Origin of the sequence: Marinobacter sp. CP1 (assembly GCF_001266795.1) — a bacterium.
In the GTDB taxonomy this organism is placed as follows: domain Bacteria; phylum Pseudomonadota; class Gammaproteobacteria; order Pseudomonadales; family Oleiphilaceae; genus Marinobacter; species Marinobacter flavimaris.
The window spans coordinates 738946-758418 of record NZ_CP011929.1; the positions used below are offsets into that span (position 1 = coordinate 738946).

General features: G+C 57.8%; 20 protein-coding genes and 1 pseudogene. 14 read left to right on the forward strand and 7 right to left on the reverse strand.

What is annotated here, in order from left to right; all coding sequences use genetic code 11:
- Positions 1 to 4 precede the first annotated feature (4 nt).
- Positions 5 to 904, reverse strand: a complete 900-nt coding sequence (locus tag ACP86_RS03435; protein ID WP_014577912.1) for a LysR family transcriptional regulator — start codon at positions 902 to 904, stop codon at positions 5 to 7.
- 148 nt (positions 905 to 1052) lie between these two features.
- Here ACP86_RS03435 and ACP86_RS03440 point away from each other — a divergent pair, with 148 nt between their 5' ends.
- Complete coding sequence (locus ACP86_RS03440) at positions 1053 to 1247, forward strand: hypothetical protein (protein WP_039882018.1); 195 nt, start codon at positions 1053 to 1055, stop codon at positions 1245 to 1247.
- 117 nt (positions 1248 to 1364) lie between these two features.
- Here the strand turns inward: ACP86_RS03440 and ACP86_RS03445 are convergent, their stop codons facing one another.
- Both ACP86_RS03445 and ACP86_RS03450 read right to left on the reverse strand, forming a co-directional pair.
- A complete protein-coding gene (locus tag ACP86_RS03445) occupies positions 1365 to 3047 on the reverse strand; it encodes an AMP-binding protein (RefSeq protein WP_053112768.1) in 1683 nt (560 codons plus the stop codon).
- A 341-nt stretch (positions 3048 to 3388) separates the two neighbouring features.
- On the reverse strand, positions 3389 to 3817 hold the full coding sequence (locus ACP86_RS03450; protein ID WP_008173902.1) for an Lrp/AsnC family transcriptional regulator: 429 nt from the start codon (positions 3815 to 3817) through the stop codon (positions 3389 to 3391).
- A gap of 118 nt (positions 3818 to 3935) precedes the next feature.
- Here ACP86_RS03450 and ACP86_RS03455 point away from each other — a divergent pair, with 118 nt between their 5' ends.
- Together ACP86_RS03455 and ACP86_RS03460 are read left to right on the forward strand one after the other, a co-directional pair.
- Positions 3936 to 5057, forward strand: a complete 1122-nt coding sequence (locus tag ACP86_RS03455; protein WP_008173901.1) for an arginine N-succinyltransferase — start codon at positions 3936 to 3938, stop codon at positions 5055 to 5057.
- Positions 5047 to 5853, forward strand: coding sequence for a DUF1338 domain-containing protein (locus ACP86_RS03460; RefSeq protein WP_008173898.1), 807 nt, complete (start codon positions 5047 to 5049; stop codon positions 5851 to 5853). Before ACP86_RS03455 ends, ACP86_RS03460 begins: the two co-directional genes overlap by 11 nt.
- Positions 5854 to 5875: 22 nt before the next feature.
- On the opposite strand, the gene ACP86_RS03465 is transcribed toward ACP86_RS03460, so the two are convergent.
- Positions 5876 to 6532 (reverse strand): protein-L-isoaspartate(D-aspartate) O-methyltransferase, encoded by a 657-nt coding sequence (locus ACP86_RS03465; RefSeq protein WP_053112769.1) that lies wholly within the window; start codon positions 6530 to 6532, stop codon positions 5876 to 5878.
- Positions 6533 to 6722: 190 nt separating this feature from the next.
- On the opposite strand from ACP86_RS03465, the gene ACP86_RS03470 reads away from it, so the two are divergent.
- Positions 6723 to 7388, forward strand: coding sequence for a hypothetical protein (locus tag ACP86_RS03470; protein WP_008173893.1), 666 nt, complete (start codon positions 6723 to 6725; stop codon positions 7386 to 7388).
- 17 nt (positions 7389 to 7405) lie between these two features.
- Here ACP86_RS03470 and ACP86_RS03475 read toward each other — a convergent pair whose 3' ends face one another.
- Positions 7406 to 8182 carry a TSUP family transporter gene (locus ACP86_RS03475; RefSeq protein ID WP_053112770.1) on the reverse strand — a complete coding sequence of 259 codons (777 nt, stop codon included), beginning with the start codon at positions 8180 to 8182 and terminating at the stop codon, positions 7406 to 7408.
- Between the two features lie 96 nt (positions 8183 to 8278).
- Between ACP86_RS03475 and ACP86_RS03480 the strand changes: the two genes are divergently transcribed.
- The 9 genes and pseudogenes from ACP86_RS03480 (at position 8279) to ACP86_RS03515 (ending at position 16879) form a co-directional block, all read left to right on the forward strand.
- On the forward strand, positions 8279 to 10156 hold the full coding sequence (locus ACP86_RS03480; protein WP_008173889.1) for a methyl-accepting chemotaxis protein: 1878 nt from the start codon (positions 8279 to 8281) through the stop codon (positions 10154 to 10156).
- An 85-nt stretch (positions 10157 to 10241) separates the two neighbouring features.
- Positions 10242 to 11303 (forward strand): PA0069 family radical SAM protein, encoded by a 1062-nt coding sequence (locus tag ACP86_RS03485; RefSeq protein WP_053112771.1) that lies wholly within the window; start codon positions 10242 to 10244, stop codon positions 11301 to 11303.
- Between the two features lie 219 nt (positions 11304 to 11522).
- Positions 11523 to 11963: pseudogene (locus ACP86_RS23125) on the forward strand (peptidoglycan-binding protein); the annotation flags it as partial.
- Between the two features lie 3 nt (positions 11964 to 11966).
- The gene (locus tag ACP86_RS03490; protein WP_227507923.1) at positions 11967 to 13088 is read left to right on the forward strand and encodes a L,D-transpeptidase family protein; all 1122 of its coding nucleotides are present in this window, start codon (positions 11967 to 11969) and stop codon (positions 13086 to 13088) included.
- Between the two features lie 32 nt (positions 13089 to 13120).
- Positions 13121 to 13573: a hypothetical protein gene (locus tag ACP86_RS03495; RefSeq protein ID WP_053112772.1), complete on the forward strand. Its 453-nt coding sequence runs from the start codon at positions 13121 to 13123 to the stop codon at positions 13571 to 13573.
- Entirely contained in the window at positions 13560 to 14495 is a 936-nt protein-coding gene (locus tag ACP86_RS03500) for an alpha/beta fold hydrolase (RefSeq protein ID WP_053112773.1), read from the forward strand. Before ACP86_RS03495 ends, ACP86_RS03500 begins: the two co-directional genes overlap by 14 nt.
- On the forward strand, positions 14492 to 14782 hold the full coding sequence (locus ACP86_RS03505) for a SelT/SelW/SelH family protein (RefSeq protein ID WP_008173882.1): 291 nt from the start codon (positions 14492 to 14494) through the stop codon (positions 14780 to 14782). Before ACP86_RS03500 ends, ACP86_RS03505 begins: the two co-directional genes overlap by 4 nt.
- Before the next feature lie 105 nt (positions 14783 to 14887).
- Complete coding sequence (locus ACP86_RS03510; RefSeq protein WP_053112774.1) at positions 14888 to 15988, forward strand: NADH:flavin oxidoreductase; 1101 nt, start codon at positions 14888 to 14890, stop codon at positions 15986 to 15988.
- 105 nt (positions 15989 to 16093) lie between these two features.
- Entirely contained in the window at positions 16094 to 16879 is a 786-nt protein-coding gene (locus ACP86_RS03515; RefSeq protein ID WP_008173877.1) for a ZIP family metal transporter, read from the forward strand.
- Here the strand turns inward: ACP86_RS03515 and ACP86_RS23425 are convergent.
- Both ACP86_RS23425 and ACP86_RS23430 read right to left on the reverse strand, forming a co-directional pair.
- Positions 16866 to 17348, reverse strand: a complete 483-nt coding sequence (locus tag ACP86_RS23425; RefSeq protein WP_264752579.1) for a substrate-binding domain-containing protein — start codon at positions 17346 to 17348, stop codon at positions 16866 to 16868. The two genes, ACP86_RS03515 and ACP86_RS23425, sit on opposite strands and share 14 nt — an antisense overlap.
- Complete coding sequence (locus tag ACP86_RS23430) at positions 17278 to 17775, reverse strand: LysR family transcriptional regulator (protein ID WP_264752580.1); 498 nt, start codon at positions 17773 to 17775, stop codon at positions 17278 to 17280. Before ACP86_RS23430 ends, ACP86_RS23425 begins: the two co-directional genes overlap by 71 nt.
- Before the next feature lie 186 nt (positions 17776 to 17961).
- On the opposite strand from ACP86_RS23430, the gene ACP86_RS03525 reads away from it, so the two are divergent.
- Positions 17962 to 19473: a CoA-acylating methylmalonate-semialdehyde dehydrogenase gene (locus ACP86_RS03525; RefSeq protein ID WP_053112775.1), complete on the forward strand. Its 1512-nt coding sequence runs from the start codon at positions 17962 to 17964 to the stop codon at positions 19471 to 19473.

The window sequence follows — 19473 nt, forward strand, 5'->3', positions numbered from 1 at the left end:
CTCGTCAGAAAGCGGAAGAAATCTCCATCTGGGACTCCAGTGACTGCAGGCGCTCCACCAGATACTCCATAACGATACGGACCCGGGCCATTTGCTGGGTATCCTGGTTGACGTGCAGCCAGAGATCCACGCTCTCACCCTCCAGCGGGTCCGACAGGCGGCGGAGTTCACGAGTGCTCTCCCCCAGGTAGCAGGGCAAAACCGCCAGGCCGGCACCGGCTTTCGCCAGCGCGTGCATGGATTGCAGGCTGTTGCAGCGAATGAAAGAGGTAACGTTCTTCAACTGTTTTCTGTACCACCGGCCCGTCGCCAGATGGCTGAAGGTTTCATCCGGTATGATCCAGAGGCAACCTTCCGGACGGTTTTCCACGTCCATGTCACGATGCCGCCGGCAATAGCGGGCCGACCCGTAAACGGCGGATTCGATGGAGGCGATTCGCTCGCCTTCCAGAGTTGCCTGCGGCTTGTTCTCGGGCCGCAAGGTGAGATCCGCTTCCCGATGGCTGAGGTTCGCCACATCGTTATCAGTAAGCGTCTCCAGCTCGATATCCGGGAACTCCCGAACCAGCTCGGCCAGGATCGGGCTAAGCAGCGCGCTCATCATTGCGTCTTCAGCCGCCAGCCTGACTTTACCCACCGGCGCCGAATCCTGCCCGACCAGTTTGCGCTCGAGATTTTCCATCTCGATGGCCAGCCGATCCGCCTCCCGGAACGCGGTCTCCCCCACGGGGGTGAGCTGTAGTCCATCCCGGCTGCGTTCAAAAAACTGTACACCCATCGACTCTTCCATCTGGTCGAGTCGCCGTAAAACTGTGGTTTGGTGCACACCCAGTAATTCGCCGGCCTTGGCTAGCGTTCCGCCTATTGCCAGCGCCCGTATATATCGAAGATAATCCCAATCCATAGTTACTGCATATTTGCAACGTGAGTACGGATTTTAACGTATTCAAACTGCAAATAAGAACCCTTAGAATCGCTTTTAAATTAAAGGTAGATCCCTAACTAACCTACCTACCAAAATCAATACACTCATTAAAAAGGAGGAAGGCGCTATGACTCAGAACCATATCGCAACCGTAAACCCGCTGCCGTCCAGTATCCTCCACAACAGTGCTGAGGTCAGGCGCCAGTATACCCGTGCTGCGGCAAAGCAGGCGGTACAGTTTTTCAGTCGCAAGATGCGGAGCTTCAACCGGAAAGCAGCAAACGTTGCTCCGGACATGAGCCAGATGCAGGGCGGCCACTAAAACGGCAGCCGAATCTGGCATGAGCGGGGAGATCGCTCAGGCTGAGAACAGAAAGAACATAAGGATTTGAAAACGCCGTTGGCTCCCAGGGAACCAACGGCGTTTTACGTTAGCGGATCAGAATTCCCAAACGACTTTTTTCTTCTGGCTGAACCAGTCGTCCATCTTCTGGTTGTAGAAATCTTCTATCACATTCCGCTTGATCTTCATGGTCGGCGTCAGCATGCCGTTTTCCATAGTCCAGGGCTCCCGAACCACCACGACAAAAGCTACCTTCTCGTGGGACTCGCACTCCGCGTTCACCGCCTCCAGTTCGGCCGCAAGTTCCTGCTCGAGCTCACCGCGATCCATTCCGGTCTCCAGTTCATCCCTGGCCTCTTCCGACAGCAGGACCATCAGGCAAGGCTGCGGCTGGTTGGCACCGGCCACACAGACCCCTTCGGCCTTTGGATGATTAAACCGGTTTTCGATGGGCACCGGTACCACGTATTTGCCTTTGGAGGTTTTGAACAGATCCTTTACCCGGCCTGTGATACGGAGGGTGCCGTCCCGGTCGATCTCGCCCATATCTCCGGTTTTCAGGAAGCCATCCTCGGTGAGGTCCTCCTTGGTTTTCTCCTCATTCTTGTAGTAACCCAGCATCTGGCCCGGGCTTTTCACCTGGACTTCTCCGCCCTCTCCGATGCGGTGCTCGACCCCTGGATTCGCCATACCTACCGAACCGGCGCGAGCCTGGCCTGGTCGGTTGGCGTGGGAATAGCCGAAGTTTTCCGACATCCCGTACACTTCCAGCAGCTCGAGCCCAAGGTTGCGATACCAGTTAACGATGTCCGCTGACAGCGGCGCTGCGCCGGTCAGGGCTGCCCGACAATAATCCAGCCCCAGCTGTTTCAAGACCTTCTTCTTCACAAGGCCGCTGATAATGGGGAGACTGAAGAGCAGCTTCTGCTTTTTGGGCGGCAGTTTGGCGTTTACACCAAGATAGAACTTCATCCACAGGCGCGGGACCGAGAAAAACAGCGTCGGCCTTGCCCGCTGCAGGTCCTCCTGGAAGGTATCCAGGGAATTCGCAAAATAGAGATGAAAGCCATAGTAGAGGGACTGCGTTTCGACAGCTGCCCGCTCAGCCACGTGAGCCAGGGGCAGGTAAGAAAGCATGCGCTCGTCAGAGGAAACCGGGAACAGCTGCTGCAGGCCATCAGCTACTGAAATCATGGTCCGGAAGCTGTGCATGACGCCCTTGGGGCGGCCGGTGCTGCCGGAGGTATAGACAATCGTGGCCAGGTTATCCGGATCCGGCAGCTTGGGCTGCGCAGGCGACTGTTCGGCCACAATCTCCGACCACTTGGGCGTATCGTCCCGTGGCGACAGGGGCAGGGAAATGAGCGGCAAGTCTGCCGGAATGTGGTTCTTGATGTCGTTCCAGCCGTCCGCGGTCCCGTCCAGTTTTCCGAGGAACAGGAGCTTTGCCTCACTGTGCTCGAGAACGTAGGCAGCAGTATCTCCGTTGAGCGTGGGATAAAGTGGCACCGAAACATGGCCTGCCGCCCAGATCGCCAGATCGGCCAGGATCCAGTGCGCGCTGTTTTTTCCGAGGATACTGATATTGCTGGGTTCCGGAAGCTTCAGGCTGTCCAGGTAAGCCGCCATGCGGGATACCTGATCGGCTGCTTCTCTCCAGGTAATATCTTCCACCCGGCCATCCGGGTAAGGCTGAGTAAGGTAAACGTTGTCGGGGGTTTCCTCTGCCCAGTAATACAGGCAATGGAGTGAGGTCTGCTTCCGGGGGTCTACCGCCATAAACGGCTCCTTTTTGTTATTGTCCTTCGTGTTTAGGTCATGCCATTGCGATTCATACTAGCGTCATTTCAGACCTGCTCAATAGCAATTAGTGCCCGCGCCATTGGCAAATTAATCCTCGCCCGAGAACTGTTACTCAAAATTTTTCGTAACATTTGTCAAGTTTGAGCTAGTGTGAAGGGTGTACACCCTTCTTTTCGAGCAAATTGGATGTAGCCATGAGCAAACCAAAACGTTCGTTTTTAATCTTTCCGGCCTGGGGCATCATTCTTCTGGGTTCCGGTGCCTTTTTCTACAGCGCCTATGCGGGCATGCTGGGCACCTGACCCGGGAAAACCGTTTTAACGCCGAAACCGGGTTTCGAGGACAACGGCAGAGTTGGTCCTCTCAACTCCCTCAAGGTTGCCAATGTCATCCAGCACGGCGCTCAGTTCCTCCAGGGACTGGGCTTGCACAATGGCAATAAGGTCGTACTCCCCACTGACGGAAAACAGCTGCGATACCTGGCTGATTTGCTCCAGGGCAGCATTGGTTCTGCCGGTGAGCTTCTGGAACACCTTGATCGACACGTGAGCCTCCACCTGGCTCGCCGAAAACTCACCCCCCAACTGAACCGAGTAACCACGGATGACACCGCTGGCCTCCAGCCGCGCGATACGGTTCTGCACCGTCGACCGTGACACATGCATGGCTTTGGCGAGCTCGGTGACACTGGTCCGGGCATTCTGCCGCAGCAGCATTAGCAGTTTCTGGTCCCGTGAATTGATCATATTGCCAAACCTACTTTACAATTTGCATCCATTGTAGATCATTTCGATCATTCTGCAGCTGCATTATGGCGCTGACGGCTTTCATACTGGGCCCAAAACAATTCCCAGGAAGATCGCCATGATTATTCGACCGATTACCCCCAAAGATCTTGACGCCCTGATGCAGATCGCAGTGGAATCCGGCCCCGGCTTCACCTCGCTGATGCCGGATCGCGATGCCCTGAGCCGCAAGATCGATCATTCGGTTGAGAGCTTCGCACGGACTGTGACCACTCCCGGCGATGAGCATTATCTTTTTGTGCTTGAAGACAGTGCGACCGGCCAGATTATGGGGACCACCGGCATAGAAGCTGCTGCTGGCTTATCCCGCCCGCTCGAGCATTTCCGCCGTAACGCGGTTATCCATCACGAGGAAGATCCCCGGAAACGTCACGTCGAGGAAAGCCTTACCCGATGCCAGCATTACACCGGCTGCACCGAGGTATGCTCGCTGTATCTTCGGCCCGGATTTCGCCGGGCCAATGCGGGCAAGCTCCTGTCACGGGTTCGCTTTCTGTTCATGGCACTGCACCCGGAGCGTTTTGCGGACACCGTTATTGCAGAAATGCGCGGCGTTTCAGACCATGCCGGCCAATCCCCGTTCTGGGACTGGCTCAAACATCACGTAGCAGATCTTGATTTCATGTCTGCCACACAGCTGGCCTGCTGTGGCCAGAGCGGTTTTGTTGAACGCTTTATCCCCGCAACGCCATTGTTTACCCGGCAGATGACCGATGCAGCCCGGGCGGTTATCGGCCAGGTCCATGAAGATACGCGCCCTGCCCGGCACATGCTGGAGCGCGAAGGTTTTCGCCACCGGGGCTTAGTGGATCTTCTGGACGGGGGGCCAACACTGGAGTGCGCCAGATCGGACATCGCCAGCGTGCGCGATACCCTTCTTACCCGCGCAAGGCTACAGAAAGGCAACCGGAGTTCCTGGAATATTGCTGGAAACACCGCTGGATCCGCTATAGTTGCCAATGCTGGCTGTTCAGGCTTCAGGGCTACGGTAACCGAGCAGGTCCTGCCGAACCCCGATGCCAATAGCCTGTCAGTGCCAGAGCAACTGGCGAACGAACTGAACCTTGGCGGATATAGCCTGGCCTGCTATCTGCCACTGAGCCAGTCCAGGGAAGAGTCACAGGGGCGTCAACAGCCCTGCCAAAAACCGGTTACTGAGGAGATTCGCTATGCACACTGATCCGGACACCCTGTTTGCGAGACTCTGGGAGTCGTACCGCCAGGTAACCCCTTCGGCCGATCGCATACATAAAATCCTGGGCGCCGAAGAGGGGCAGGCCATCGTCAACGACCACATTGCGCTTCGCACCTTCAACCTGGACCCTGTTCGGCTGGACGCTCTGGCAGAGCATTTTCTCAGCCTCGGCTATGAAGAAGGTGGCGAATACCACTTCGAGGCCAAAAAGCTTTATGCCCGCCACTATGAGCACCCCTCCCGGGAACTGCCCAAGGTGTTTATTTCCGAGCTGCTTGTAGAGCAATGCTCGCCGGAGCTGCAATCGGTGGTTAAAAGTCTTGTCGGCCAGGTAAAGCCGGAGGCGGTTACTGCCGATGATTTTCTCTATTCGGGTCGCCATTGGGCGGTCGACTACGACACCTACCGCCAGCTGATGAAGGAAAGCGAGTACGCCGCCTGGATGGCCGCCTGGGGCTACCGCGCAAACCATTTCACGGTCAGCATCAACCATCTGGAACAGTTCGGTTCGGTTCCGGAAATCAATCAGTTGCTGAAAGATCATGGCTATACGGTGAATTCATCCGGCGGTGAAGTAAAAGGCTCCCCGGAAGACTTGCTGGAGCAGTCCTCAACCATGGCCGACCGGGTGCCGGTTACCTTTACCGACGAGACGGTAACCATACCCAGTTGTTTCTACGAATTTGCCCTGCGTTATCCGAAACCGGATGGCCGGCTCTACTCGGGCTTCGTAGCGGCATCGGCCGACAAGATCTTCGAGAGCACGAACGCCGGCAGCTGAGTCTGCGTGCAAAGACTCGCGGTCACGACCACCCCTGTTCACCGATCAGGGGAACGAACCGGACTGCGCCGAGGTCCTCGGTCCGGAATTCGTTCTCTGTCAGCCGGGTAATACGTTCCAGCGACTGAACCGAATGCTCCGACCCCACCGGTATGACCAGGTGCCCGCCAACCGCCAGCTGATGCTTCAATGATTCCGGCACCGATGGCGCACCGGCAGCCACGATGATGCCATCGAAAGGCTGGTGCTCGGACCAACCTATTGTGCCATCGCCACAGCGAACCCGGACATTGTCAAAACCCTCGGCGGCCAGCGTTCGGGCTGCGCGATCGGCCAGTTCCCGAACCCGTTCGATGCTGAACACCTCGCTTGCAATACAGCCCAGAACGGCAGCCGCGTAACCCGAACCTGTGCCGATATCCAGAACCCTTTCTCCACCCTCCAGATCCAGTGCTTCCGTCATCAACGCCACGATGTAAGGCTGTGAAATGGTCTGCCCCGCACCGATCGGAAGAGGACCATCATCGTAGGCGCAGTCCTTCATACGTTCTGGAATGAAGCGCTCACGCGGCACCCGACCCATGGCCTCCAGCACCAGCGGCGACCCGATTCCACGGGCTCGAAGCTGATAATCCACCATGGACGCTCTCTGCAACTCGAAGCCATTGTCCTGATTCATGACGCTCTTCCTGCCCCTGGTCTGGCTGCTTACCGGCCGTTACAAAGCAGTAACTTTTTTACAACGGCGCGCTTGAGATTATCTGTCTACTTTTTAGACATCGGTAATGACACATACAACCACCGAATGCCAAAAACAACAAACGGACAACGGGTCCACGAACCGGCCAACCCGTTGCCGAGGAGGAGAAATGTCGACATCCGTAAACCACCTCGACGAACGCACGCGGGACTCCGCAGAGCTGCTCGAAGAGATCATGCCCTCTGCCATTACCCTGGCCATGATGCTTCGTCACCGTAAAATGGCGGCCTGGCTACGCACCGAATTTGATGGATATCAGGATGTTGCTGCCGCACCGCCTTATCGTAGGCAGCTACACGGGCACATTGTTGCCAAATCCCCCCAGTATGGTTGGATCCCCGCTCCAGTAGATGATCAGCAAAAAGAGGAGTTTGGCTACATGGATCTGCTCGAGGGCGTGAAAGCTCTTGAGAAAACCTGTGTGAGTTGCAAAAAGGGCAACGGCAACCGGGTTTTGCTGGAAAAAGACGAGATGGCCGTGTTGCAGAAGCAGATCAACCTGACCGCCGAGCTGGCCATCAACCTGAGTCGCGACGTTTATTGCCGGCTCCTCAGGACCGTTCGGGCTGCAATCTACCTCTGGACCCAGGAACTGATGGCCGAGGGCATTGCCGGGGAGCACAACCACTACAGTCCGGACGAGCGCGCCAAAGTTGCGCATCTGGACGACCCCGAGAAGTTCTGGCGACGGGCCATGGACGAAGTCGACAGCCTGCCAATACCAGACGTGCGGGTGACCGGTTTCTTTGAACGGGTATTCGGGCGCGCAGGCTGAGCCTCGCGCCCTGGCTGCTACCAGAGCACGCTAACAATACCGACGCTGCTCACCAGCAGCAACACGGTTCCCAGCAGACGGAAGAACACCGGAGTCTCCGCCTGGAGAATACGGTCATGGGCGTAGAGCCCGATTACATGGCCGACGGCTGCGCATGGCAGCAGCCAGAGGTGATGGATAAGTTGCAGATCGATGCCGGCCCAGACGAAAGCGGCCATCTTGATCAGCACCAGAATGAACCAGAGCGCGAACAAGGTATCCCGCAGTTTTTCTTTGGGCAGGTGCTGGGCTGCCACGGCAATGATCAGGGGCGCACCGATCAGGGAAGTGCCACTGATGTATCCGCCCACCATGAGGAATATCGCGTCGACCGTTTTGCTGCCACTGCGAAAAGGTCGGTTGATGATGTAGGAAACAGAATAAAGCGCCACGATAACGAAAATGATGGCACTCAGGATGTCACTGGGCATGGTAATCAACCCGAATACACCAATCAGCTTGGGCACAATCATGATGGCGAGGATCCGCCACAAGTATTGCCAGTCGACAGTGCCCGAGCCCGCCTCACGTTGCTTGCCTGCCCCGGTGCGATTGTTCATCCAGATTGTCAGGGATGAAAACACCAGAAGGTGGACCGCAATGATCGGCAGAAAGACGAGCGGTTGATCAAGAACCAGCAACAGAAATGGCAGGGACAGAACGGCGCCACCGAATCCCAGCCCGGAGCGGACAAAACCACTCCAGACGAAAATCAGGGCAATCAGCAGATATTGGTAAATCGCGAGATCAGACATGGATTCCCGGTTGTCGTCAAAAGGGCCGTCGTTTATCCGGAACTGGTCTAAGCTCAGTTAGTTGCGAAGAAAAACAACATTCCCCGGAGGATGTGAATGGCCCTGTCATGGAAACAAAAGTTCCTGCTGTTGATTGTTGCAACGCTGATTGGTCTGGCGATTGCCACTCTGGCCTCCCTGAGCGGGCTCGGCAAGGTATCTGACGCTTATGAGGCCCGAAGCGAAGCAAGAGCCTATGAATCCGCGTCCCTGACCCTGCTGAACGACTGGCTGGCACTCGAGAGAACGAGTGAGAATCTGGAACCGAACCAGGTTGAGAACTATCAGGAGAGACTGGCGTCGCTCGCGGTCCAGTCGTCGGCGCTCAGTGAATCCGCCGGAACCCTGCCGGGTGACGCGGTAAAGACCACTGCACAACAAATCCAGGAGCAGGTTGCGGAGTATACCCGACTTCGCACCGAATGGCTGGCCCTGAATCAACAGCTAGGCCTCACTCCGTCCAGCGGTCTGAGAGCAACAATGTCCGAAGCCATAAACGACAGGCTTCGGCAAATCAGCATTTCCATCTTCAACGACGACATCAACACCATCGCCTCCACCTACCGCGACTACCTGTCTACCTTCGATGCGACCTACGCCGAGTCAACCCGTGAGGCCCTGGCGCGGATGCAGACCACCGTCACCGAGATGGACTGGCAGGAAATTGACATCGGCCAGGCTGTCCAGGCGTTCGCCAATGCCTTTTCCGATGCCGAATCGCTCATCGCCAACCTGTCTGCCATTGAGAACCAACTGTCAGCCACCGGCACCCGTATTCGCGATCTGATTGCCGAGCAGAACACCCTCCTCCGCCAGGACATTATTGTGGCAACCAGCCAGCAGGCCGAAGAGGCCCGCGCCGCCTCAACCTGGCTGATCATTGCAACCGCTGCTGCGGTGGTGATTATCCTTATCCTGACCCTGACGACCGCCTCAAGAACCCTGGTGAAACGACTCAATGAGACCGTAAACCTGCTCACCCGGGTCGCCGGCGGCGACCTCAGTCAGCGCCTTGAGCCAGGCAGGAATCCGAACGATGAATTCAATCGCCTGGGCGAAGCGGCCAACAAGATGCTGGACGATGTCTCGGACGTTATCGGGCAAGTCGTCGAGGGTAACCGCACGCTGTCATCGCTTCAGGTTGAACTGGATGCTCTGGTAGAACAAATGGGCAGAAACGGCGAGCAGGTTGAAGATGAGACCGAGCAGACCGCCACTGCAGTGCAGGAAATCTCACACACGGCGGTCGATATTGCCCAGTACACCCAGTCAGTCAATGACGCTGTTCAGAGCGCCAACGGTGCCGCCCATTCCGGTGCCGAGGTGGTCAGGCAAAGCGCCAAAACCATGACCGAACTGGCCGAAAGAATCCAGAAAACCCACGATCAGGTCAGCCAGCTGAGCAAAACCGGCGAGAAGGTCAATTCCATCGTTGGCGTAATCAACGGCCTGGCTGAACAGACTAACCTGCTGGCCTTGAATGCTGCGATTGAGGCGGCAAGAGCCGGCGAGGCCGGACGCGGTTTCTCGGTTGTTGCCGACGAAGTTCGGTCCCTCGCAGAGAAGACCGTATCGGCAACCAACGGGATTGCCGAGATCGTGGAATCCCTCAACCGTGAAACCCAGGCCATTTCCAGACTGATGAAAGAGGGCCTGACTTCCGCAGGTGAGGGAGAGGAAAGCTCGAGAGAGGCGGCGCACTCGATCGAACAGATCACCGGCTCGATACAACAACTGGCTGGCGACATGAATCAGGTGGTGTCCTCTGTTGAGGGGATATCAACGACCACCGAGGAAATCGCCCAGAAGGTGGAGCAGATCCACGGGCACACCCGGGAAACCTCGGATATCCGCCAGAAGCTCAACGCCCATATCGGACGACTATCATCCCAGGTAACCACCCTGACCCAGGCCTCACAGGGCTTCCGTCTGTAACAGCGGGCCCTGGACAGGTTGCACGGCAGGGTTCCAGGCGTTAGCATGCTCGATACTGTACATTTAAACAGTATCAAGCATGCCCATGAAAACTCGCGCCACGGCCCTGAATCCCCACAACCGGTTCCAGCCCATTGTCACTGACCGGGAGGCAGACCATGACTGGTATCACGACCCCGAAGACGACCTGAACCCCGATACGCTCGCTACGGAAGTCGTCCTTGAGACCGCAAAATCCATAATCAGTCGAAATACCTCACCGGACGTACCGTTCGACCAGTCGATCAATCCATACCGTGGCTGCGAGCATGCCTGCATTTACTGTTTCGCCCGCCCTACCCACGCCTATTGGGACATGTCACCGGGGCTGGATTTCGAAACCCGGCTGATCGCCAAACCCAACGCCGCCGCCCGCCTGAGAGAAGAGCTCGACAGGCCCGCCTACCGGGTGTCGCCCATCGCCCTGGGCGTCAATACGGATGCCTACCAGCCACTGGAGCGGGACCAGAGGATTACCCGCCAGGTGCTGGAAGTTCTGGCCGAGTATCGCCACCCGGTGTCGATCATTACCAAGGGCGCTCTCATCCTCAGAGACCTTGATCTGCTCCGCGAAATGGCTTCTGATGGGCTTTGCTCTGTGCGGATCAGCCTCACCAGCCTGAGCAACGATCTGAAACGACGCATGGAGCCGAGGACGGCCGCACCGGCCACCCGCCTCAAGATGATCAGGCAGCTCTCGGAGGCCGGCATTCCGACCGGTATCATCCTCGGGCCGGTAATCCCCTTCATCAACGATCACGAAATCGAGTCAATTCTGGAAGCCGCGGCAGAGGCGGGCGCCACCCGTGCCAGCTGGATCATGCTGCGTTTACCCCATGAACTGGACGAGCTGTTCCAGGACTGGCTGCAGCGGCACTTCCCGCAAAGGGCCGAGCATGTGATGAACCGAATGCGCGACCTCAGGGGCGGCAAGAGTTATGACGCCACCTTCGGCCGCAGAATGACGGGCACGGGCCCTTACTCGGACCTGATTCGCCAGCGTTTCACCAAAAAAGCACGGCGCTTGGGGCTGAACCTCCATGCAGAAGAACCGCTGCGAGGTGATCTTTTCCGGCGGCCAGGTGGGGAACAAATGCCGCTGTGGTAGCATCAGACTATTGCACTTTACCACCGCGATTAACGCCTCTCAGGGAAGAGGTGGAGAACACCCATGCATGGATTCAGACGTTTTTCCCTCGCCACAACATTGTTTGCCCTGCTGGGCACCCTCTGGCACCCCGTTTGCCTGGCAGCCGATGAAGCCATTGTTGCCAGGATTGAGGCCATGGAAGCCGGCTTCCCGGTTCAGGTGCTCGGAAGCCGGTTAATGGCCCACCAGGCACTGTCAGCCTTTTACGGGGCCAACGGATACCAGCCAGCATGGAAATCGGCTGAGCTTCGCCGGCAGTTGATTGATTCGGTTGAACAAGCCAGTCATGACGGTCTGAACCCGGCTGACTATCACGCGGATATTCTCTCGGGCCTGGCACTCAGACCCATGAGCGATTTCTCTGAAGACCTGAGGGCCGATCTGGATCTGCTGTTCTCTGATGCTTTTCTGATGCTTTTCTGATGCTTTTCTGATGCTTTTCTGATGCTCAGCTCACACATGCTGGTCGGCAAGGTCAACCCGCAGACGGTTCACGCCGAATGGACCGCCAACAGGCGCCAGCGCCAGATGGAATCCGTTTTAAAGGATGCGTTGCAGCGCTCGGATATCACCGGCACGCTGGATTCGCTGCGTCCGGCCGATCCCGCTTACCGGAAGTTGATGGCTGCAAGGCAGGACCTGACCAGACTGCTGGGCCAGCCCTGGTTACCTCTGGCCTTGCGCCCGACCATTCGGCCCGGCGACAGGGATGAGCGGCTGAATGAGGTCCGCCGACGACTCTCTCTATTGGGAGAGCTTGCAGAATCACCGGCAACAGTCACAGATCCGCGTGACTACGACGCGGAGCTTGAATCTGCGGTCATGCGCTTCCAGGCCCGACATGGGCTTGAAGCCGATGGCCTTATCGGGAAGGACACCCTGACAGCACTGAACCTGATACCGGTGGAACGCCTGCGCCACATTGACGCCACGCTCGAACGATGGCGGTGGCTGCCGGAATCCCTCGGCGACACCTATGTCCTGGTCAATATCGCCGGATTTGAACTGAAAATGGTGGAAAACGGCGAAGAAGTACTGCGCAAACGAGTGATCGTCGGCCAGCCCTTCCGCCAAACGCCGGTGTTCTCCGATCGCATCCGGTATCTGGTGTTCAATCCCACCTGGACCGTACCGCGAACGCTGATGATTCAGGATCAATTGCCCCGGATTCTCCGCGATCCGGACTATCTCTCCCGACTCAATATCAGCGTTTACCGTGGCTGGGGCACTGACCGGGAAAGAGTGGACCCGCTGGAGGTTAACTGGCCGTCACTGAATCGGAACAACTTCCCGTACCAGTTGGTGCAGGAACCCGGCCCTCAGAATGCCCTGGGTCAGATCAAGTTCATGTTTCCGAACCAGTACGATGTTTACCTGCACGATACGCCGGGGCGCGGCCTGTTTTCCCGGGCCGAGCGTTCATTCAGCTCTGGCTGCATCCGGGTTGAGCAACCTTTTGATCTTGCAGAGCGACTTCTGGCGTCGGCGCCCGACTGGTCCCGGGAAAAGATTGACCGGGTGGTTTCCGAGGCACAACCCCAGACTGTCGTGCTCCCGGAGCCGGTGCCTGTGCACATCCAATACTGGACCTCCTGGGTAGATAACGAGGGCAGGCTGCAGTTCCGCAATGATTTATACAACCGCGATGCCCGCCTGATTGATCAGCTCCGTGGAACCGCCGAGGGGGATACGCGCTACAATACTCCGGTAGCCGGCTCGGGCCCGGCACAGGACAAGCTCTGAAACAGGATACGCGCATCAGTTGAGGAGATATCATGAAACAGACCCTGCTATTGGTTTTCGGGATACTCTTACTGCAGGGATGTCAGTCGCTGCCGCCCGCCGAAGACGAAATTGACGGAGACACCGTTTTCGTCAGCGCCAACCATTGTCTCAACGAATACCTGGATGATCTTGAGAAGGTTCATTACGGTCCGTGTCTCAAGGTCATTGCGATAAACGACAATGAGCCGGCTGTAAGAGAAGACGGATTCATTGAACTACCGGCAGCGACAGCGCTGACCATTGGCGTGAGCTGCGTTTATCGCCACGCCGACGGCTCGCCTATTCCGGCAACCATGGAAAACGTAGACTTTGACGTGAGCAAAAACACGTTCGCAAAAGCCGGCCAACGCTGGTATCTCCACGCTCACAAACAGGCCCGCAGAGTTGTCGGCTGTGAGCCCACCCTGTCGCGCTCGGTCTACCCCACGAATGACACAAATTAGTGCCGATGCGCGGTGGCACCGGGTTCTAACGCTTTCAGATGGCAGGACCCTGGCGTTCACGGACGTTGGCGACCCCCTCGGCTACCCGATTGTCTTTGGGCACGGTATGCCGGGCAGCCGTCTGGAAGGCCGCTTCTTTGATGAAAAAGCCAGGGAGCACGGGTTTCGCATCCTGACCCCCGACCGCCCCGGTATCGGCAACTCCGATTTCCAGCCAGGGCGCAAGCTGCTCGATTACCCGGCCGATATCGAGCAGCTTGCCGATTCCCTGGAATTGGCGCGCTTCAGTCACATCGGCTGGTCCAGCGGCGGTTCCCGGACCCTGGCCTGCTGTTACCGACTCGCGGATCGGGTTGATCTCGGGGTCTGCCTTTCCGGGCTCACCCATTTTGCGGAATATCCAGGCTCCGGCGGACTGGTTCAGGCCACACGATGGCCGGGCCCGCAACTGGTCAGGCTCAGTCCCCGATTGACCCGGCTGGCCGTCACATTGATTGCCTGGCTATCCAGGCGTCACCCGGGACTTTATCTCAAAGGTGCCGAGGAAATGGCCAGCAGGCATGACCGCCAGCTATTGAGGAAGCTATTGAGCGACGGCGAATTCCAGCGTGATCAGCTCATGTGTCTCAACAGTGGCGGACGAGCCATTACCACCGATTTACTGACCGAACTTGGAAACTGGGGGTTCAGTCTTCGCGATATCCGGACCCCGGTATTCATCTACCAGGGCGAGGAGGATCCATTCGTGCCCATGGACTACGCTCGCCACCTCGCCAAAAATCTACCAGTCGCAGAGCTGACCCCGATGCCCGGCCTCGGTCATCTGTACCCGCTTTGCCGGGACTTTCAGGATCAGCTTTTTCAACGTCTTACTCTGCAGCTGGACCGCCATCAAACAAAGGAGTCACAGACACCATCATGACCAACAAAATCGATATCCACTATTGCACCGGTTGCCGCTGGCTTCTGCGCTCGGCCTGGATGGCGCAGGAGCTGCTGACAACCTTCGAAGGCGAGATCAGTGAATTGAGCCTGCACCCCGGCACTGGCGGTATTTTCGAGGTGTGGGTCAATGGCAAGCGGGTCTGGTCCCGCAAGCAAGACGGCGGCTTCCCGGAAATTACCAAACTCAAGCAATTGGTTCGCGACCAGGTTGCACCGGAACGCTCCCTTGGCCATTCCGACAGCAAAACCGGCACCTCAGAATAATCATTCAAAAATACTGACAGGCTGTGTCGATATTCTTCGCTTTTAGAGAAGGCGCTGCGCCCCGATAGTATCCCTCGTCCAATTCAACAACATGAAAGGGTATCTATGAGCGACGTGATGCAATCCATCAAATTCAACACCATCGAGGTACCTAATCGATTCGCCCTGGCACCAATGACACGCACCAGTGCGGAGCCGGACGGCACCCCGAATGCCCTGATGGCAGACCATTACGAACGCTACGCGAGGGGCGGCTTTGGTCTGGTGATCACCGAGGGAACCTATACCGATGGCAAGGCAAGCCAGGGCTATGCCAACCAGCCCGGCATCATCAACGAAGCGCAGATAGATGGCTGGAAGACCATTGTCGAACGGGTACACGCCGCAGGCAGCAAGATCATCGTTCAGTTGATGCACGCCGGCGCGCAGTTCCAGGCCAACCGTTTCACCGACCAGCCACAGGCGCCCAGCGAAGTTACCCCAAAAGGCGCCCCGCTTGGTTTCTATGGCGACCAGACTGAGTGGCAAACGCCCAGCGCCATGACCAGGACCGACATTCAGGCGGCGGTTGAAGGTTTTGCACATTCCGCCGCCAATGCGAAAGCCGCCGGCTTCGATGGCATTGAGATTCACGGGGCCAACGGCTATCTGTTGAATCAGTTCCTGAGCACCTACTTTAACCAACGCGACGATGAGTACGGTGGTTCACTGGAAAACCGGCTGCGCCTGGTGGTTGAAGTGGTCCGTGCGATTCGCGAGGCCGTTGGCGAGGACTTCACCGTAGGCATCCGCCTGTCTCAGGGCACGGTCACTGATCCAGACCACCAGCTGCCGGAGGGTGAAGCCGGATTCCGTCAGATTGTGGAAGCGGTCCGCGATGCAGGTGCCGATTTCGTCCATACAACCGACGGTGACGTTAACCGGAAGCATTTTGTAGAGGGTGATGAGAGCCTGGCTGGCGTGGCCGCCAGCGTTGAAGGGATCGGTCTTATCCTCAATGGCAACATTGATGAAACCAACTGCCAGGATGTGGCCAACCAGTTCCCGGACACGTTGCTTGCGGTGGGCAAGAAGGCGCTCGCAAACCCGGACTTCGTGCAGCGCCTCAAAGACGGCAAAGAGATTGCAGACATCGATTTCGCGATGCTGCAACCGAAGGCCACCATTTCCAACGAGCTGGCCTGGCGCGAGCAGAACGCCGCCTGATCGCTTTTCTCTCCCGAGAAATGCAGCCGGAGGAACCCACAGCGGGGCCTCCGGCGTAGCTACTTCAAGCTGCTATGCTGACATTACAAGCCAACGGGAGACTGAATGACTTCTGACATCAGTATTGTCTGGCTGGGAACCATTGCCAGCCTGCTGGCGGGCCTTGCCAGTGGCGTGGGCGCCCTGGGTGTGTTTCTTGTCCGTACCCTCACCCATAAACTGCAGGACGGTATGCTGGCTTCAGCCGCAGGCGTGATGTTGGCGGCGTCATTTTTTTCTCTGTTACTACCTGGCCTCGAGTACGGCGAACAGATTACTGGCGAGACCTGGACCGCCGCGCTGATTGTCATTTTCGGCCTGCTCTCCGGTGCCGCTGCCCTCTACTTTGTGCACCAGAAGCTGCCGCATCAGCACTTCGAACTGGGCCGGGAAGGATCGGACGCTTCTTACATCCGCGGCATTTGGCTCTTTATTGTCGCTATAACCCTCCACAACTTCCCCGAAGGCATGGCGGTGGGCGTCGGTTTTGCCGGCGGCGATGTCAATAATGGCTATGTTCTTGCCACCGGTATCGGACTCCAGAACATTCCGGAGGGGCTGGCCGTCGCTTTTTCGCTATTGGCCATCAACTACTCGCGAATCAAGGCCTTCAGCATTGCCCTGATGACTGGATTGGCCGAGCCACTGGGTGGTCTCTTCGGAGCGACGCTTGTCTGGCTTGCCGAGCCAATAATGCCCTGGACCCTTGGCTTCGCAGCAGGCGCCATGCTGTTCATCATCAGCAATGAAATTATCCCCGAAACCCATCACCGGCAATGGAAAATCATGTCCACCTTCTGCCTGATGGGCGGTTTTGCCGTAATGATGTTCCTGGATGCTACGTTGGGCTAACCGCCCAGACACCCGCCAGGGCTTCCAGAGCCTCCGCGATCAGAGGCTCGCCCTGTCGGTCCTGGTGCCATACGAAACTGAGCGCGCAAGGCAACTGCAACCCCTCAACAATTTCCAGGCCGGTTTCCTGGCGCTCAGCCATCGCCAATGCATCCCGCGCGAGACTCAAACCCACACCTGCCCTGACCAGGTCCAGCATGCACGCCTCCTGATCGACCTGGGCTACGCCCCGCGGCATTGACCCCATGGGTTCCAGAGTGCCTTTAAGCAGCCGGTGATGAACGGAGTCTTCTGGAGTCACAATCCAGGGCATAACTGCCAAGTCGGACCACTGCGCCGACCGAAGCCTCGGCCCCCAACCCGCCGGCGCAACCACATAGTAGTGAAACCGGGTCAGCTCACGGTGCACCACGTCCGGCGCCAGTGCACCCGGCCCGACGCCTGGCGGCGCCAGAAAAAAAACCGACATCTAGCCGGCCATCCCGCACCTGCTCCAACACGCTACCACTCATACCCTGACGCAGTTCGGTTTCCAGTTGTGGCGCCCGCTCCACCAGGCGGTGCAGAAACGCCCCGAGACGGATAAATTCGGGATCCACGATGGTACCAATCCGCAACCGCCCTCGAAGGGTGTTGTGCAATGCCCGGGCGCTCTGCTCAAACGCCGCCATGGCAGCGAGTGCTTTTTCAGCCGAAGGCAAGAGAGCCTGGCCATCGGGGGTCAACACCAGACCCTGGGGCTTGCGCAGGAACAGTTTGAGTTCCAGTTCGTCCTGCAGTTGCTTGAGCTTGAGGCTGACGGCGGGCTGAGTCAGATGGAGGCGAGTGGCGGCGCGGCTTACACTGCCCTCACGGGCGACAGTAACGAACGCCCGAAGGCTCTGAAGGGGGTACATAAGCGTCTCGTTTCAGGTTCTCGATATAAGATTACCTTATATCTGGCTTTTGAAAATCTCAATTGCTTTCCCCCTTTGCCACACCTAACCTGTATGGTCAGAAATTACCCAAAGCTCCTTAAGGGCCCTTAGCAGAATGCATTTCTGCCATTTCGAGCGGCCAATCGCGAAAAGACAGAGGCATCCATGACCAACGCAACCATCCAGCATTATATCAATGGCGAAATATCTCTCGGCACATCCAGCCAGTCCCAGGACGTGTTCAATCCGGCCACCGGACAGGTCACAGGCCGCGTAGTTCTGGCCGGCCGTGAGGACGTAGACGCCGCTGTTGCTGCCGCCGATGCTGCATTCCCCGCCTGGGCCGACACACCGCCCATTCGCCGGGCCAGGGTCATGTTCAAGTTTCTGGAACTGTTGAAGACCCACAAGGATGACCTGGCCCGCGCCATCACCGCGGAGCATGGCAAGGTATTTACGGACGCCCAGGGCGAAGTAGCCCGGGGCATCGACATCGTCGAGTTCGCCTGCGGCATTCCCCAGCTTCTGAAAGGCGATTACACCGAGCAGGTCAGCACGGGTATCGATAACTGGACCACCCGCCAGCCCCTGGGCGTGGTCGCCGGCGTTACCCCGTTCAACTTCCCGGCGATGGTGCCCATGTGGATGTTTCCGGTAGCCATCGCGGCAGGCAATACCTTTGTCCTGAAGCCCAGCCCCCTGGACCCGAGTGCTTCCCTGATGATCGCCGACCTGCTGAAACAGGCCGGACTGCCCGATGGCGTATTTAACGTGGTGCAGGGTGACAAGGACGCGGTGAACGCCCTGATCGAGCATCCGGATGTCCAGGCCCTGAGTTTTGTCGGATCCACTCCGATTGCCAACCTGCTGTACGAGAAAGGCGCCAAACACGGCAAGCGCATTCAGGCCCTCGGCGGCGCCAAGAACCACATGGTGGTGATGCCGGACGCCGATCTCGACAAAGCGGTCGATGCCCTGATCGGTGCCGCTTATGGTAGTGCCGGCGAGCGCTGCATGGCCATCAGTGTGGCGGTGCTTGTCGGGGATGTTGCGGACAAGATCGTGCCAAGACTGGCCGAGCGGGCCCGAAGCCTGAAAGTGAAAAACGGCGAACAGCTGGATGCCGAGATGGGCCCGATTGTTACCGCCGCCGCACACCAGCGCATTACCGGCTACATTGACAAGGGTATGGCAGAAGGTGCCGAGCTGGTCGTGGATGGCCGGGAGTTCGATGCCTCGAACACCGGCGATGGCTGCGCCGATGGTTTCTGGATGGGCGGTTCACTGTTTGATCACGTCACGCCCGATATGACGATCTATCGTGAAGAAATCTTCGGACCGGTTCTGGCCTGTGTCCGGGTACCCGATATCGCAACGGCGATTCGTCTGATCAACGACCACGAATTCGGCAACGGTGTCAGCTGCTTCACCGAGAGCGGCAGCGTGGCCCGGGAATTTGGCCGCCGAATCCAGGTCGGCATGGTCGGGATTAACGTACCCATTCCCGTACCCATGGCGTGGCACGGCTTTGGCGGCTGGAAGCGCTCGATGTTTGGCGACACCCACGCTTACGGCGAAGAGGGCGTGAAGTTCTACACGCGCCAGAAATCCATCATGCAGCGCTGGTCCGATTCCATTGATGCCGGTGCGGAATTTGTGATGCCGACCGCCAAGTAA

Coding starts and splice junctions, on each gene's coding strand:
- ACP86_RS03485 (WP_053112771.1), top strand. CDS start 10,242: ATGAAAACTCGCGCCACGGCCCTGAATCCCCACAACCGGTTCCAGCCC.
- ACP86_RS23425 (WP_264752579.1), bottom strand. CDS start 17,348: ATGTCGGTTTTTTTTCTGGCGCCGCCAGGCGTCGGGCCGGGTGCACTG.
- ACP86_RS03505 (WP_008173882.1), top strand. CDS start 14,492: ATGACCAACAAAATCGATATCCACTATTGCACCGGTTGCCGCTGGCTT.
- ACP86_RS03445 (WP_053112768.1), bottom strand. CDS start 3,047: ATGGCGGTAGACCCCCGGAAGCAGACCTCACTCCATTGCCTGTATTAC.
- ACP86_RS03480 (WP_008173889.1), top strand. CDS start 8,279: ATGGCCCTGTCATGGAAACAAAAGTTCCTGCTGTTGATTGTTGCAACG.
- ACP86_RS03525 (WP_053112775.1), top strand. CDS start 17,962: ATGACCAACGCAACCATCCAGCATTATATCAATGGCGAAATATCTCTC.
- ACP86_RS03475 (WP_053112770.1), bottom strand. CDS start 8,182: ATGTCTGATCTCGCGATTTACCAATATCTGCTGATTGCCCTGATTTTC.
- ACP86_RS03495 (WP_053112772.1), top strand. CDS start 13,121: ATGAAACAGACCCTGCTATTGGTTTTCGGGATACTCTTACTGCAGGGA.
- ACP86_RS03455 (WP_008173901.1), top strand. CDS start 3,936: ATGATTATTCGACCGATTACCCCCAAAGATCTTGACGCCCTGATGCAG.
- ACP86_RS03510 (WP_053112774.1), top strand. CDS start 14,888: ATGAGCGACGTGATGCAATCCATCAAATTCAACACCATCGAGGTACCT.
- ACP86_RS03470 (WP_008173893.1), top strand. CDS start 6,723: ATGTCGACATCCGTAAACCACCTCGACGAACGCACGCGGGACTCCGCA.
- ACP86_RS03500 (WP_053112773.1), top strand. CDS start 13,560: ATGACACAAATTAGTGCCGATGCGCGGTGGCACCGGGTTCTAACGCTT.
- ACP86_RS03450 (WP_008173902.1), bottom strand. CDS start 3,817: ATGATCAATTCACGGGACCAGAAACTGCTAATGCTGCTGCGGCAGAAT.
- ACP86_RS03440 (WP_039882018.1), top strand. CDS start 1,053: ATGACTCAGAACCATATCGCAACCGTAAACCCGCTGCCGTCCAGTATC.
- ACP86_RS03515 (WP_008173877.1), top strand. CDS start 16,094: ATGACTTCTGACATCAGTATTGTCTGGCTGGGAACCATTGCCAGCCTG.
- ACP86_RS23430 (WP_264752580.1), bottom strand. CDS start 17,775: ATGTACCCCCTTCAGAGCCTTCGGGCGTTCGTTACTGTCGCCCGTGAG.
- ACP86_RS03435 (WP_014577912.1), bottom strand. CDS start 904: ATGGATTGGGATTATCTTCGATATATACGGGCGCTGGCAATAGGCGGA.
- ACP86_RS03460 (WP_008173898.1), top strand. CDS start 5,047: ATGCACACTGATCCGGACACCCTGTTTGCGAGACTCTGGGAGTCGTAC.
- ACP86_RS03490 (WP_227507923.1), top strand. CDS start 11,967: ATGGCTGCAAGGCAGGACCTGACCAGACTGCTGGGCCAGCCCTGGTTA.
- ACP86_RS03465 (WP_053112769.1), bottom strand. CDS start 6,532: ATGAATCAGGACAATGGCTTCGAGTTGCAGAGAGCGTCCATGGTGGAT.